The following is a 14,024-nucleotide window of genomic DNA, read 5'->3' as shown; positions in this document are numbered from 1 at the left end:
CCACGCCACTTGCCTTAACCAAAACCATTTGGCAACAATATTATTAACTAGGTTTTGATACATTATTGGTGTAAATTTACATCAAAACAGAAAATTATGTCACGACAAAGTATATCTTTTACAAAGCCAAATGATGAATGGCTAAAAGATCAAGTAGATAATAAAGAATATTCGACTAAGAGTGAATTAGTAAATGATTTAATCAGACAAGCCCGAAAACAACAAGTTCAAATTAATTGGATAAAAGCCAAATTAGATAAAGCTGAAAATAGTGGATTTACAAATGACAGTAAAGACCAGATTTTAAACCAATCAAAGTCTTCACTGAAAAATGGCTAAATATAAATTAAGTAATGAAGCTAAAGAAGATTTAATACGAATTCATCAATACGGAGTTAGAAACTTTGGAATGGATCAAGCGGATAAATATTTCCACACTTTCTTTGAATATTTTGATGATATTGCTGAAAGACCATTTTCTTTTGAATCAGTTGATTTCTTAAAAATAGGATACCGCCGATATGTTTGCGGTTCGGATAGTATTTATTATAAAATAGATGAGAATGTAGTAGCAATAATGGCAATAGTTGGAAGTCAAGATTTAAAGAATATACCATAGTAACTAATTCAGTTGCAAACAACGGTTAACGCAAATAACGGGTTTAATCGAAAAAGTGTAATTTAGAATCCTAAGAAAGAAAATACCTAAACCGACAAGTCCGTATCCCTACTCCCGCAACTTGTGTTAACCGAGACCACTGTAGCAAATTTTGAAGCAACCAAATATGAATTTTTAAGTCTAATTAATAAACAGAAATATGACTTTTAAAAATATTATTATGATTATTGGTTTAATGTTCTTATTTATTAACTGTAGTAAGGAAGAAACTCGTGACCGGATTTCATATGAGATAATTCATGAAAATAGTTTAAGCTATTCCGAGGAAAATAAAATTCCAAAACAGTTTAAAGTATTTGAAAATGAAAATGAATGGAATATTTTCATTCCTGAAATTGAAAGAGTAAATCCGAATCAAGCAGAAATTTTAAAAAATCTAAATTTTGATTTTATCAATAATAATTTGATAATAGTAATCGGAGAATATTTTTTCTATTGCTGTAGTGAAATAACAATTGTTGGTGTTTATAATAATCGTGAAAAAGTGACTGTTGATTTTTATGAAAGTGGACCAGGAGAATTGACTGCAGTAAGTCAAGCAATCTTAATACTCAAAATTAAAAAGGACAAGTAAAACCGAATTAGCCTTAACTAAACTCCGAACAGCATCGGTTAACTGCAAATATCAGGCTTTCCATTGAAAAGTGATATTTTAGACACCAAGAAACTAAACGTCTAAACCGCAAATCCTGATAGATATCGTGACGTGCTTCTACTCCGCCCTTATTGCGTTAACAAAGACCCTCGTGCGTATTTAAACCAAACATCAATAAATGAAGAAAAACTTAATAATTATTTGTCTGCTTTGTTCAGCAATTAACGGAACTGCTCAAAATAATCTTTCAACTAAAGATAGCATTTCTACTTTTTATAACTCAATCGTTTCGGTTATGAAATCTAACTATTTGTACAAGGATAATGTGAATTGGGCTCAAACAGAATCTGCTCTACAAGAAAGATTGCTGAAATATGAAAATTTTAAAAATTCTCTTGAAGAAATAACTTTTCTTTTTGACAACGTAGGAGCCGATCATTGTTCAGTATATCTCGGGTAAAATATATACACCCCCACGTATAGCGGGCCGAATAGAAATGATTTTAGCCCAGAGTGGTTATCCAAATTTAAAACAAAACCCAAATTTGAAGTTAAAATAATTGATGAAGAATATGGATATATTTTAATACCATCCATAAGTTTTGAGGATATTAGTTCTAGAAATATTCATAGAATTTCTCAACCATTATACGAATAAATTAGTAAAGTCAAGCAATCCAAAAACTTGAAGGGTTGGATCATTGATTTGCGATTTAATTCTGGTGGTAATAGCATGCCTATGCTTTTGGCTTTATATGATTTTCTAGGAGATAATCCTGTTTATGGAATGATGAACATTGACAAAAAATTAGTTACAACTATTAAACTTAAAAAAGGAAAATATTATGACAACCATTCTAAAAGTTCATATATAAAACCAGTCGGAACAAAAATGACTGAAACAAAAGTTGCCATAATAACAGGTCTCGCTACTGCGAGTTCAGGAGAAATAGTAGCATTAGCATTTAAAGGAAGAGGGAATACTATCTTCATTGGAGAAAATACGATGGGAATGACAACTACGAATACTAAAATGTCTTTAGCATTTGGAGCCTATATGGCTATAACTATTGGCTACGACTCCGATAGAAATGGGATATTCTATGAATGCATAACTCCAGATATTGAAATAAATAAACAAGATGATTTTGAAAATCTGTCTGCTGATAAAAATATTCAAGAAGCTATAAAATTTATATCTAAATAAGAATAACTACGCAAAACCACATTAACTATGAATTTAGCTTTTATATGAACTGGATTTTAGCCTTTATCCTGATTTTAATTGTGATATACCTTGTTGGTATCCAATTAAAAAAACGGAAGAATAAAATTGCAAGAAAAACTTTACTAGAAATTTGGGGGAAACCTAAAAATGAAAAGTATTTCGATTTCAATTTAATTAATCAGTTTTATAAAAATCATGAATCTCAAAAAGAAATATTCCAAACAATATCCGACCATACCTGGAATGATTTAGATCTAGATGATATTTTCAAATTTCTGGACAGAACAACCTCCAAAATTGGTCAACAATATCTTTACTATAAACTTAGAACAATCACAAATGTTTCAGACTTAAAGCGATTTGGAAAACTGACTGAAACTTTTAAATCAAACCAATCATTAAGACTTCAAAGTCAGGTAGAGCTTTACAAACTATCGTCTAATAAAGCATATTACTTAGAAGAAATATTCCGATCACAAAGTGTAGAAAAGTCTAATAAAATATGGCTGTTTTGTTTTCTATCAATAGCTGCAATCTCATCTATTATCCTAAGCTTTTTTAATCCAACATGGTTTCTCTTACTCATTCCAATATTTTTTATCAATCTTGTTTTTCATTATAAAAATAAATCTTCAATACAATATTATTTAAACGGTGTTGGTCAATTAGCGACGGGTTATAGGGTTGCTAAGAATTTAAGCGCTTCTAAAGAAATTAAATCCTTCTATAAAGACTTCATTTTTTTAAAAAACGTGAGATCTATTTTATCAAAAATCAAATTTATTGAGTGGGAGAAAAAGCTTGACAGTGAATATGCCCTGTTGCTTTGGTTTTTATCAGAAATCATAAAAATCACTTTCAATTTAGAGCCAATACTTTTTTACAGTTTTCAAAATTCATTAAAAAATAAAGAAGAAGATATCAAAGAACTCTTCCTCTTTATTGGTGAGATCGACTCCGCGATATCTTGTGCTTCTATCCAATCTGATAGTGCCAACTATTGCAAACCAAATTTTATAAGCGGAAAAGAAGTTTTTACCGAAGATATCTATCATCCGTTGATTGAAAATTGTATCACTAATAATCTAAATTTAGAGTCTAGTAGTTTGCTATTGACAGGATCTAATATGTCTGGTAAGACAACATTTATAAGAACATTTAGTATTAATGCAATTTTAGGGCAAACATTAAACTTTTGTTTCGCTACAAAGTTTGATACTCCTTTTTTTAAGATTTATTCTTCAATTAGAATTTCTGATAATCTAATGAATAGTACGAGTTATTATTTAGAAGAAGTTGTGAGAATTAAAGAATTAATTGATGCTTCAAAAATAGAAAATTGCAGTCTATTTATATTAGATGAGCTTTTTAAAGGAACCAATACAATGGAAAGAATTGCAGCTGGAAAATCGATTTTATCCTATTTGAATAAAAAAAACCATATTGTCATGGTTTCTACACACGATTTGGAACTCACCGAATTTTTAAAAGACGAAAATTTTGATCTTTATCATTTTTCGGAAACTATAGAAAATGGCCAATTAATTTTTGATTATAAGATTAAACCAGGAAAGCCGAAGAGTGGAAATGCTATCAAAATTTTAGAGTTATACGATTATCCTTTAGAAATTATACAGAATTCAAAAGGTATGGATAAAATAACTTTGGCTAATATGGGTAATCGCAAATAGCAGTCATTATTTTTAAAAAAATAATTTTAGAGACCACGTAATAAAACAACCAAGCCGACAATCCCGAAAGCTATCGAGACGGGGGAACCTGACCAGCCGTTCAGACGGGTTGAACCCTCAATGAGGAATAAAACTAAAAAAAACAGGCTTCAGCTTTGTGCATTTCTGAAAATCTGTCGATCTTCCGCGGCAAATAAACCCTAGTCAAAAACCTTGGCTAATTCTTTTATTATATAGAGGAGTCAAGATCAAAATAAATAAAGAGGAAGTGAAAAAAGCGGAAAATGAGAAGGCAAGCTGGACTATTTGTCCGGAATGTAAGGGGCGCGGCAAAAAAAGTCGAAGGCTCCGCAAGAAAGTGCGACTCCGCTACCAGAAGGAATTAGATCAATTTGAAAAAACGAAGGCTGAAGGCATTGCTCCAATTCGTCCGAAGCGGCACCTCGATCCATGCTTGAACTGTTTCGGATCCGGCTTGATTCCTTCTACTAATCCTCCTATAGCAGATAAAGAAAACTACCCACAGGTTGCTATTATTGGTGGTGGTATAGGAGGAGTGGCTCTGGCTGTGGCTTGTTTGCACCGCGGGATTCCTTTTACCTTATATGAGCGCGATAGCGACTTCGAGGCTCGATCTCAGGGTTATGGACTCACTTTGCAACAAGCTAGTAAAGCGATCGAGGGATTGGGGCTTTTCTCGCTGGAAGAAGGAGTAATTTCAACAAGACATCTGGTTCACACTACAGAAGGAAAAGTGATCGGGGAATGGGGTACTAGAAAGTGGACGCAGCAAGATATAAAAACGTCACCGAAACGGACAAATGTGCATATCGCAAGGCAGTCTTTGCGTTTAGCACTTCTTGAGCAACTCGGGGGACATGATGCTGTGCAATGGGGGCATGACTTAGTAGATCTTAAGGAATGTGAGGGTGAAGCTGTTGAGCTGAGCTTTCAAGTGTGCGGGGAGCTGAAGAGCACCAAGGTAGATCTTGTGGTTGGAGCCGATGGTATTCGTAGTTCGGTGCGGAGCTTGCTGATTGGGGAGGATAGAACTCCTTTACGGTACCTGGATTGCATTGTGATATTGGGTATTTGTCCTTTGGAGGCTCTTGAAGGTGTTGACAGTTCTTTGCTGGACTCGGCCACGGTATTTCAAACCGCCAATGGCAATGAGCGGATCTATATGATGCCTTATACGTCAGACTCGGTGATGTGGCAACTTAGCTTCCCGATGCCAGAAAATGAGGCTAAGGCCTTAAGTGCTCAAGGAGCTCAAGCTCTCAAGGAAGAAGCCTGTCGCAGAACTCCTTGGCACGATCCCATTCCGCAGATTTTGGCTGCGACCCAGTTAGCTCAGATTTCTGGTTATCCCGTGTATGACCGAGAATTACTAGAGTCAGAATTGTTGAAAAAAAGCGGACAAATAACACTAATCGGAGATGCGGCTCACCCAATGAGTCCATTCAAAGGACAGGGGGCAAATCAAGCGCTGCTGGATGCGTTGTCGCTGGCCCGAGGGATCTCAAGAGGATGTAGATCCTTATCTCAATGGAGAAAAGTTGGAGTGAGGAAAAGTGTATTAAATGAGTTTGAATCAGAAATGTTAGAACGCAGTGCTTCCAAAGTGAAAGATTCCGCAGCCGCTGCACAGTTCCTACATTCCGAAGTTGTGCTGCATGAGGGTGATGAGCCCAGAGGACGCTATCTAAAGAAAAAAGATGCATAACGAGGCACTAAACCCAAATTTAAATAGTTGGTTATGTTAAGTGCCTCAACAATTTTAATGTTGGAAAGTAGAACAAAATATATAGGGGCTTCTCTCCTACTCCAATGTGCAATGAATAGTTGCTAAGTCACTAGATCCTTTTCCATTTAGCTTAGTGACAACAAAATAAAGCCTAACAAAGAACTTCAGCTTTATGCACTCCCAAAATTCTATCCAATTTTTCAAACCCTCACAAACCTTAACCAAACTCTTAGCCACAAGGCTAAAACCTATACTTTCCTGAAACAGATTGATAAATATAGCAAAGAGTACAATTGGCCACTTTCGATGCAGTAGGAAAACAATCCATACTTGGAGAGAACTACTTGCCTGTATGATTTGTTGCCGTGAGTGTAGAAATGAGGTTGCAAACCGACTTATCGGGAACCCTTAAGAAACCTAACAATTTAAAAATCCCTGCTGTAGTCAATAAAAGCCTAATCGCCGTTCACAACGGTAAACGGGTGTAGTGAACATAGCAATCAATAATCAATGCAGGACGAAACAAATCTGGTTAATCTAGCTAGCGTAATTAGTAATAAAAATTGTAAGTTTTTCAAGTATTAATCAACTAATGCACATATATATTGTGTTAATAAATATTGTATCTAGAGTATTTTTATTTAATTTGTTCTTTATAAGAAACCGAATTTTATCCATGTTTAAAGTAACTCAAAGCCAATTGATAAGCGAAAAGGATACTATCTGCATTAAAAACGGAAAGATATCTTGTAGTTTAAATATATATAGTGGTAAGCAAGGAGATTATATTATAAATTATTGTCCATCTCTCAATATATCTGGGTATGGTAAGACTGAAGAAGAAGCTGAAGATTTCATTAAAGTAGAAATGGAAGTTTTTTGTGAGGATTTGCATAGTATGAATACAAAAAATAAAGAAGATTTTCTTTCTTCTTTAGGATTTGAAAGAGATGTTTTTGCTGCTAAAAATTATTCTAGATCATTTGTTGATGAAAACGGGAAACTTCAAGATTTTGAAGAGGGTACTTTACAACACAAAATGCTTGAATCCGCATAAATGGGCGGATTTAGACCAGTAAAAACAAAACATTTCATTAAATTTCTCAAAGCTAATAATTGTTATAAGCTTAAAGCAACATCAGGAGGTTCTCATAGTTACTGGAAAAGACCAGGACTCACAAGAAGAATTACTATTCGAGAAGCAGACAAGGAAATTCCCCCATTTCATATAAAAACGAATCTAGAGACTTTAAACCTTAGGTTTGAAGATTTAGAAGCTTTTATAGATAAGAAAAAATAATGTTTGAGTAAGTTCTTAGTATTTTCAAACTTTTCTATTCTTTATAAATTATCTAAGTCACTTTAGCTGCAAGGGCTTTATAAATTGAGCACTTATTAAACTAATGTACAAGAAGGATTAGAATTCAATAAAGTATAAAACCTTATGTTTTTTTTATAATAGAGCTATGAAATATTTTGTTTCTTCATACTAACTGAAAAAATAGACGAAATGAAAGCGATTCATATAACCACATCCGGCGGACCGGAAGTATTAAAATTAAAAGAAACTCCGAAGCCAGAATTGGAGAAAAACCAAGTTTTAATCAAAGTGAAAGCTGCGGGTGTAAATCGTAGCGATGTTATAACACGTAAAAACATGAGCACCTATGGCAAAGGATCTACTGAAACCCTGATCCCCGGATTGGAAGTTTCTGGTGAAATAACGGCCCTTGGTGATAATGTAAGTGACAAAAAAATCGGGGATAAGGTCTGCGCGCTTATTTCAAGTGGCGGTTATGCCGAATATGTTGCGGTTGAGAGTTCTCATTGTCTTCCAGTACCTGAAGGAATAAGTTTGACAGATGCCGCTTCAATTCCCGAAACTGTTTTTACGGTCTGGTTCAACGTATTTCATTTGGGAAAACTTCAGCCCGATGAAAAATTACTGATCCACGGTGGCACAAGCGGTATTGGCACTATGGGCTTACAAATGGCTAAAGCTTTGGGCTCTAAAATATACACTACCGCTGGTACTGATAAAAAGATTGAATTCCTTAATAAAATGAATTTAGGAAAAGCAATAAACTACAAGAAAGAAGCTTTTGAAGAAGTTTTTAAAGATGAAAAAATAGATGTGATCTTAGATATGGTAGGTGGAGATTATACTCAAAAAAACCTCGAAATTCTAAATAAAAAAGGTCGGCTAATCAATATTAACGGAATGAAAAGTATGGACGTAAATGTCAATCTGCGTACCATAATGGGTAAAAATCTCATCTTAACGGGAAGTTTTCTAAAGCCCCAATCTGCAGCCGTAAAAACCCAGATTGCAAAGGACGTGGAAAAAAATATATGGCCACTCTTCCATTCTGAAAAAATCCGTGCCGTTATTTATAAAAAGTTTCCGCTAGCAGATGCTGCAGAAGCACATAAGCTCATGGAAAGCAGCGAGCATATTGGGAAAATTTTATTGACAATGGACTAACAACTTAAGTTCGAGTAATTTTTCTTCTTGTAATGTAAGAATACTTTATTTAAATATTTTCAGGGAATACGATCCCTTAAAGACAGTATAATTGGAGATTACAATCCTCAACTCTTTGAAATGGTCGCGTCACATAGAGATCAATGAAAAAAATATATAGTGTAAGTTTTTTGAAGTATGAAAGATGTTGAAACGATTCCGATGGCTATCGAAACAGCATGACGGCAATTATTACATCCAACATCGTCACCCTGAGACCCGTGGTAAAAAAATTATCTAACGTAGGTTTATGACGTATGATTGTTTCTAACTGATTTATCTTATTAGGAACTTCTTTTTTGCAAGTGTAGTGCTTCCACGGCGTAAAATTTTCGAAGCCGTGCACGTTCTATTAATAGAAAACCTCAGGTTTTACAACAAGTTTAGTTCTTCCTCATTGGCATCGAATCAATTAAATCTAATATTTTGTCCATAGAAACACAATTGGTATCCTGCATTTTGATTTTTCCATCCAGACCTATTAGATAAATCTCGAACGGACTGCCATTTGTATCAAATTTTTTGTACAAATTGGTGGCAGCTGTCCAGTCTGTGTCTTTTGCTAAACCCAATTTCATTTTATGCTCAAATACCCTATAAACAATCACGTTTCGTTCTTCCAGACCTTTTATACCATTTTCCAGTTCTTTGAGCTGGCTGGTGAAATTTTCATCTTCAAGATCCTCCGTGAGCAATAAAATCAACCGATTTTTCCAATGATGTTTGGAAAGGTCTTGTGATTGCAATGGCTGCACGAAAAGAAATAATAGTAAAAATGGAACAATAATTTTCATGCTTAATAATACGACTTTTTGAAGGAAACTACTAGTGAGGAGTGCATTTCTATTTATATTCATTTCTGCTCTCAATCTGTAAAGTATGATTCTCAGGTAGCTATTAAATTTTCCTTTTTTTTGTGGTTAAACGAATATCAAAAGCAGGCTTCTAATTTTGTTTTTTACTAAATAAAAAAGCCTCGTACGATTATAAGAACAAACAATAATTCTAACAAACTATAATGAGCAAAAAAAAAGAGACGATCTTTTATGATTGTCTCTTTTTTTCAAAATAGTTTTGAATTATTTAGGCATTACAACGGTATCAACAGCATGAATCACGCCATTTGAAGCTGCTACATCAGCGATTACAACTGTAGCCGTTCCTTTATTTGCATCTGTTAAAATTACTTTACCGTCTTTAACACTTAGATCAATTTTACCACCTTGAACCGTATCTACTGTGAACTTCCCATCGTGTTTAGCTATAGCATCCATTACTGCTGCTGCCTCAAATTTTCCAGCGACTACATGGTATGTAAGTACTGCCGTTAATTTGTCTTTACTTTCAGGCTTTAATAAACTTTCTACTGTACCATTTGGCAATTTATTAAATGCATCATTCGTAGGTGCAAACACTGTAAAGGGGCCTTTCCCGCTTAATGTATCTACTAATTCTGCTGCTTTTACTGCTGCTACCAATGTAGTAAAAGCCTCATTACCTGCTGCAACACCTACAATATTTTCATTTGAATTTTCCATAATATTTTTTTGAATTTTAGTTATGCTTAAAGGTAAAACAATCTAATTACTGTTTAACCTATTTAACAAAATATTAAACAAAACTAATAGCAGCCCTTTATTGTGACGAAATACAACCTGTTAACTCATTACATATCGAAGTTGTATTTAAGATGTTATAATATTTAAAACAACTTTTGGCTTATTTTGAAAAATAAATGATAATTTTTAGAAAATTTTAGACTTCAAGGTTCCAAATAAAGAAAAAATTTGTATGTCCGCTTTTAGTCATATAGTTCTCTCGTCACCCTGAATTTATTTCAGGGTCTCAAATTATTATGTTGATTATTAGGGTTCTAAGATTCTGAAACAAGTTCAGAATGACGTGCTTTATCAATTTATGACACTTTACGGATATACAGTAAAAATTAACTAAAAGTAAATCAGAACGTTAACTATTTAAATAAATACTACTGAAAAATTAAACAAAAAAATGAGATAATATGAATTATGATATTATAGGAGATGTTCATGGTCACGCAGAGGAACTGGAACAATTATTACAAAAAATGGGTTATAAACTTAAGAACGGAATTCATGACCACCCAGATGAAAGAAAGGTGGTTTTTGTTGGAGATTATATTGACCGTGGTCCCAAAATAAGAGAAACTTTACATATCGTACAAAACATGTGTGAGAGCGGTAATGCTTATGCTGTAATGGGTAATCATGAATATAATGCGGTGTGTTTTCATACCAAGGACAAAGAAAATGGCGGATATTTTAGAGTTCATGGTTTTAAGGAAATACAGCAGCATTACGAGACTCTCAAACAATTTAAAAACTTCCCTGAAGAGTGGAAGTTATTTCTAAATTGGTTCAAAAAATTACCGCTTTTTATAGAATTTGATAATTTCAGGGTTGTTCATGCTTATTGGAAGGATGAGCATATTAACTGGATAAAAAATAATTATAATAATGAATTAACAGCGGATTTTTTAAAAAGAGCCACGACAAAATATTCAGAGGAATACAACATTATAGAAGAAACCTTAAAAGGTAAGGAAGTCTCTTTAGAAAATGGCAATTCCTTTATTGATAAGGATGGGGCCTCAAGAACTGCATGTCGTTTCAAATGGTGGCTGCCCCTAGACCAAAGAAAGTTAAAAAAAGATGTGCTGATGCACTGTCCTAAAGCCTACGGAGAATCAGAGAACACAGAAAATAATGAAATCGTTTATTCTTCTGAAAAACCAGTATTTTTTGGTCATTATTGGTTGCAGGGAGAGCCAGTAATAGAAAATCCTACCGCCATTTGTTTAGACTATAGTGTTGCTAAAGATGGAAAGTTAATAGCATACCAATTAAATACAGCTATGGCCAATAGTCACCCTGTCAACGTTAGTAATTTAATCTGGTTGACTAAAGGATGGAATTAAGCGGATTGATGAAAAAACAACCCTAATTATATTTCAAAACCTGTGACGATATTTTGAGTAAACTAAAATAAAAATGGCCTATCCGTACATACTATAAGAAAACATAAAATTGTTGATCGCCGCCGTTATAAATTACTAATTGTGGCCTTTAAAAATCACTAACCGCAGGCTTACACAGTGCAAATGGCCTGAAAGAATAGTTGAAATATCCAAATTTTATATTCTCTTCCCTTATTAGTAGTGCTCTTGATATAACCCCTTAGCAACAAGCTGATCGGAAATCCAAAACAAAGTTTATAAAATCAAGAACCTCGGGGCAAGCCCACGAGATGTATGAATTGAAAAAATACTTTTAAAATTAGAGACAAGCCTCGGGTGAATTAAACCCTCAATGAGGGATTAAATTAGAATCCGTAAATTTGATAAAAAGCTGAAAAATGGAATTAGAAGCTAGAAAAATAGAATTTATCCAAGAATTTTTAAAACTACAAAGTGAGGAAGCTATTTCTCGACTTGAAAAAGTTTTAAGAAAAGAAAAGAAAATGACTTTAATTAAAGATTCAGAACCAATGACTTTGGATCTATTCAACAAGAGAATTGACAAATCTTTGAAAGATTCTCGTGAAGGAAAATTGACAGAAGCAAATGGTTTAATGTCTGAGATAGAAAAATGGCAATAAAAATATTCTGGACAGACTTCGCAAAAAAAATTACGAAAAAATTTCAATTACTTAAAAGATAATGCAAGTTTGCGGGTTGCAAAGGATGAGCAAAATTGTAAAAGAAACCATCCGACTTAAAAAACAACCAGAAATTGGTCAACATGAAGATTTATTAGCCGACAGAAATCAAGGATTTCGATATTTGGCACATCAATCTTACAAGATAATTTATTGGATGAATAAAGACCAAAATCAAATTGAGATAATTGATGTTTTTGACACACAACAAAATCCGATAAAAATTAATCGTTCGGAATAACAAGCAGCCAGTTGCCCACATCGGTTAAGCGCGCATAGCGGGCAATTGAATGAAAAGTGATACTTTAGAGACTAAGTAACAAAAAACTAAGCCGAGCTTCCCTATACCACTCGGACTGCGTCCCTACTCCACGCATTTACATATACCAATACAGTTAGCAGCAAGTTTGAAAAAATAAAGGCGTTAAACATTAATCATCAAAATTTTGCCTTACGAAAAAATAGAGCTATTGATACCTGTTGCAGTATCAAAAAACTATTGTTGAATAGAGCGAAACAGATAGCATATTGAAATTGATCGAGCCGATATAAATTGAATAAGATGAGCGACAACTTACCAGCTTTTTCTGCGGAAAATAAAGAATTAACCAGGAAACTGGAATTGCTGCATTTGGATTTTTTGGAACATTTTACCCGTCACAAAGACATGGTAGAAAATGAGTCTGATATTCTCACTTCACTGTATCTCGAAAAATTAGGGCGGCTTCAACTTGAATTGCTTGAAAAGCAAACCGAAGCTTCCCGGCTTAAAATGAAAATGAAATTGATGCAGGCTGCGATAAATAGGGATGAACAGCCCGATCTAAAGGCAATTGAGCAGGAGATAAACACGCGTTTGCAAAATTATTATGCCCAGATCCAGGCACAATCGGCTGCATTAGAGGAAGCAAAGAAGATGCTTTCTCATTTGATATCGGAAGAGGAAACTCAAAAACTGAAAGAAATATTTCGGGTACTCTGCAAGAGATTGCATCCCGATCTCAATCCAAATCAGACAGAGAAGGATAAAGACTTGTTCATCAAAGTTAAAGCAGCTTATGATTTGCAACGACTAAGCGTACTGCAAAATACCCTGCTTTATTTGGATGATCCTAATAAAGAAAAGCTGCTTCTCATTTCAAGCGATGAAAAAGTTGAGCGGATTAAACATCTGGAAAATAAGATTATAAGTTTAAGAGCAAAAATTGATCAATTAAAACAAAGCTTTCCTTTTAGTATGGAAGCGTTGATCCTCGATGAAGATTATATTGTACAGAAGCAAGAGGAATTGCGAATTCAAATAAAAACCTGTGAAGAAGAAATAGTTAAGTACTCAAATATTATTAATATTATGGCCGATGAATGAATCTATAGTACCGGTAACTCCGGGTTTGCTAGCGCTCCTAAGCAATGTGGAGACAGGCATTATTCCTTTTACACAGGAGATCTTCTTGTTGGAAATTGACATCGCGGGTACAAATCATTGCAAAGAAATTGAGGCTATTGAAAACCAGATAGTTCCCGAAAAAGTGCTAACCATGAAGCGGGAGCCAGATAATAAATTCGATGAGTTTGCGATCGCTATTTATTGTGACAACATCCGAATTGGATTTGTACCCGCTAAAATGAATTTGGTTTGCTCACGATTGATGGATGCCGGGAAATTTTTCTTTTGCAGGGTAGTTACTAAGGATTGGGAATTCAAATGGCTTAGAATAAATGCCAATATTTACATGGTAGAATAATCCCCAGCCATCGTAAAGCTGCAACACCTTATGTGAACTACTAAAATGACGACTTATAATTTATGATAGACTTCATTGGAGACATTCACGGGCGGCAAGTTAATAGGCAGCTATTTAAA

17 protein-coding genes are annotated in these 14,024 nt (G+C 34.1%); 15 read left to right on the top strand and 2 right to left on the bottom strand.

Annotation, left to right across the window (positions count from 1 at the left end; translation table 11 throughout):
• Nucleotides 1–96: 96 nt before the first annotated feature.
• From ES724_RS12915 to ES724_RS12870, 10 genes are all read left to right on the top strand, one after another.
• Nucleotides 97–339, top strand: coding sequence for a ribbon-helix-helix domain-containing protein (locus ES724_RS12915; protein ID WP_146933552.1), 243 nt, complete (start codon nucleotides 97–99; stop codon nucleotides 337–339).
• Nucleotides 332–619: a type II toxin-antitoxin system RelE/ParE family toxin gene (locus ES724_RS12910; protein WP_146933550.1), complete on the top strand. Its 288-nt coding sequence runs from the start codon at nucleotides 332–334 to the stop codon at nucleotides 617–619. Before ES724_RS12915 ends, ES724_RS12910 begins: the two co-directional genes overlap by 8 nt.
• A gap of 220 nt (nucleotides 620–839) precedes the next feature.
• Nucleotides 840–1,253, top strand: coding sequence for a hypothetical protein (locus ES724_RS12905; protein ID WP_146933548.1), 414 nt, complete (start codon nucleotides 840–842; stop codon nucleotides 1,251–1,253).
• A gap of 199 nt (nucleotides 1,254–1,452) precedes the next feature.
• The gene (locus tag ES724_RS12900) at nucleotides 1,453–1,734 is read left to right on the top strand and encodes a hypothetical protein (protein ID WP_146933546.1); all 282 of its coding nucleotides are present in this window, start codon (nucleotides 1,453–1,455) and stop codon (nucleotides 1,732–1,734) included.
• A 198-nt stretch (nucleotides 1,735–1,932) separates the two neighbouring features.
• A complete protein-coding gene (locus ES724_RS12895; RefSeq protein WP_146933544.1) occupies nucleotides 1,933–2,481 on the top strand; it encodes a S41 family peptidase in 549 nt (182 codons plus the stop codon).
• A gap of 44 nt (nucleotides 2,482–2,525) precedes the next feature.
• Nucleotides 2,526–4,193, top strand: coding sequence for a MutS-related protein (locus ES724_RS12890; RefSeq protein WP_146933542.1), 1,668 nt, complete (start codon nucleotides 2,526–2,528; stop codon nucleotides 4,191–4,193).
• Between the two features lie 268 nt (nucleotides 4,194–4,461).
• On the top strand, nucleotides 4,462–5,919 hold the full coding sequence (locus ES724_RS12885) for an FAD-dependent oxidoreductase (RefSeq protein ID WP_146933540.1): 1,458 nt from the start codon (nucleotides 4,462–4,464) through the stop codon (nucleotides 5,917–5,919).
• Between the two features lie 697 nt (nucleotides 5,920–6,616).
• Nucleotides 6,617–6,997 carry a hypothetical protein gene (locus ES724_RS12880; protein ID WP_146933538.1) on the top strand — a complete coding sequence of 127 codons (381 nt, stop codon included), beginning with the start codon at nucleotides 6,617–6,619 and terminating at the stop codon, nucleotides 6,995–6,997.
• Nucleotides 6,998–7,240 (top strand): type II toxin-antitoxin system HicA family toxin, encoded by a 243-nt coding sequence (locus tag ES724_RS12875; RefSeq protein ID WP_146933536.1) that lies wholly within the window; start codon nucleotides 6,998–7,000, stop codon nucleotides 7,238–7,240.
• A gap of 210 nt (nucleotides 7,241–7,450) precedes the next feature.
• On the top strand, nucleotides 7,451–8,425 hold the full coding sequence (locus tag ES724_RS12870; protein ID WP_146933534.1) for an NAD(P)H-quinone oxidoreductase: 975 nt from the start codon (nucleotides 7,451–7,453) through the stop codon (nucleotides 8,423–8,425).
• 422 nt (nucleotides 8,426–8,847) lie between these two features.
• Here the strand turns inward: ES724_RS12870 and ES724_RS12865 are convergent, their stop codons facing one another.
• Entirely contained in the window at nucleotides 8,848–9,258 is a 411-nt protein-coding gene (locus ES724_RS12865; protein WP_170249896.1) for a DUF4174 domain-containing protein, read from the bottom strand.
• A gap of 285 nt (nucleotides 9,259–9,543) precedes the next feature.
• The gene (locus ES724_RS12860) at nucleotides 9,544–10,002 is read right to left on the bottom strand and encodes a fasciclin domain-containing protein (RefSeq protein WP_146933530.1); all 459 of its coding nucleotides are present in this window, start codon (nucleotides 10,000–10,002) and stop codon (nucleotides 9,544–9,546) included.
• Nucleotides 10,003–10,484: 482 nt separating this feature from the next.
• On the opposite strand from ES724_RS12860, the gene ES724_RS12855 reads away from it, so the two are divergent.
• The 5 genes from ES724_RS12855 (at nucleotide 10,485) to ES724_RS12835 (ending at nucleotide 13,905) form a co-directional block, all read left to right on the top strand.
• The gene (locus ES724_RS12855; RefSeq protein ID WP_146933528.1) at nucleotides 10,485–11,420 is read left to right on the top strand and encodes a metallophosphoesterase; all 936 of its coding nucleotides are present in this window, start codon (nucleotides 10,485–10,487) and stop codon (nucleotides 11,418–11,420) included.
• Nucleotides 11,421–11,857: 437 nt separating this feature from the next.
• The gene (locus ES724_RS12850; RefSeq protein WP_146933526.1) at nucleotides 11,858–12,100 is read left to right on the top strand and encodes a hypothetical protein; all 243 of its coding nucleotides are present in this window, start codon (nucleotides 11,858–11,860) and stop codon (nucleotides 12,098–12,100) included.
• An 85-nt stretch (nucleotides 12,101–12,185) separates the two neighbouring features.
• A complete protein-coding gene (locus ES724_RS12845) occupies nucleotides 12,186–12,401 on the top strand; it encodes a type II toxin-antitoxin system RelE/ParE family toxin (protein ID WP_211362768.1) in 216 nt (71 codons plus the stop codon).
• Nucleotides 12,402–12,800: 399 nt separating this feature from the next.
• A complete protein-coding gene (locus ES724_RS12840) occupies nucleotides 12,801–13,526 on the top strand; it encodes a J domain-containing protein (protein WP_146933524.1) in 726 nt (241 codons plus the stop codon).
• Nucleotides 13,519–13,905, top strand: a complete 387-nt coding sequence (locus ES724_RS12835) for an HIRAN domain-containing protein (protein WP_146933522.1) — start codon at nucleotides 13,519–13,521, stop codon at nucleotides 13,903–13,905. The genes ES724_RS12840 and ES724_RS12835 overlap by 8 nt, the downstream gene beginning before the upstream one ends.
• Nucleotides 13,906–14,024: the final 119 nt, after the last annotated feature.

The sequence above is a fragment of the Gillisia hiemivivida genome, assembly GCF_007997295.1.
Classification (GTDB): Bacteria; Bacteroidota; Bacteroidia; order Flavobacteriales; family Flavobacteriaceae; genus Gillisia; species Gillisia hiemivivida.
The sequence above is the reverse complement of the archived record's forward strand: the minus strand, read 5'-3'. Positions and strand labels throughout refer to the sequence as shown.

Coding starts and splice junctions, on each gene's coding strand:
- ES724_RS12915 (WP_146933552.1), top strand. CDS start 97: ATGTCACGACAAAGTATATCTTTTACAAAGCCAAATGATGAATGGCTA.
- ES724_RS12910 (WP_146933550.1), top strand. CDS start 332: ATGGCTAAATATAAATTAAGTAATGAAGCTAAAGAAGATTTAATACGA.
- ES724_RS12905 (WP_146933548.1), top strand. CDS start 840: ATGATTATTGGTTTAATGTTCTTATTTATTAACTGTAGTAAGGAAGAA.
- ES724_RS12900 (WP_146933546.1), top strand. CDS start 1,453: ATGAAGAAAAACTTAATAATTATTTGTCTGCTTTGTTCAGCAATTAAC.
- ES724_RS12890 (WP_146933542.1), top strand. CDS start 2,526: ATGAACTGGATTTTAGCCTTTATCCTGATTTTAATTGTGATATACCTT.
- ES724_RS12880 (WP_146933538.1), top strand. CDS start 6,617: ATGTTTAAAGTAACTCAAAGCCAATTGATAAGCGAAAAGGATACTATC.
- ES724_RS12875 (WP_146933536.1), top strand. CDS start 6,998: ATGGGCGGATTTAGACCAGTAAAAACAAAACATTTCATTAAATTTCTC.
- ES724_RS12870 (WP_146933534.1), top strand. CDS start 7,451: ATGAAAGCGATTCATATAACCACATCCGGCGGACCGGAAGTATTAAAA.
- ES724_RS12865 (WP_170249896.1), bottom strand. CDS start 9,258: ATGAAAATTATTGTTCCATTTTTACTATTATTTCTTTTCGTGCAGCCA.
- ES724_RS12860 (WP_146933530.1), bottom strand. CDS start 10,002: ATGGAAAATTCAAATGAAAATATTGTAGGTGTTGCAGCAGGTAATGAG.
- ES724_RS12855 (WP_146933528.1), top strand. CDS start 10,485: ATGAATTATGATATTATAGGAGATGTTCATGGTCACGCAGAGGAACTG.
- ES724_RS12850 (WP_146933526.1), top strand. CDS start 11,858: ATGGAATTAGAAGCTAGAAAAATAGAATTTATCCAAGAATTTTTAAAA.
- ES724_RS12845 (WP_211362768.1), top strand. CDS start 12,186: ATGAGCAAAATTGTAAAAGAAACCATCCGACTTAAAAAACAACCAGAA.
- ES724_RS12835 (WP_146933522.1), top strand. CDS start 13,519: ATGAATGAATCTATAGTACCGGTAACTCCGGGTTTGCTAGCGCTCCTA.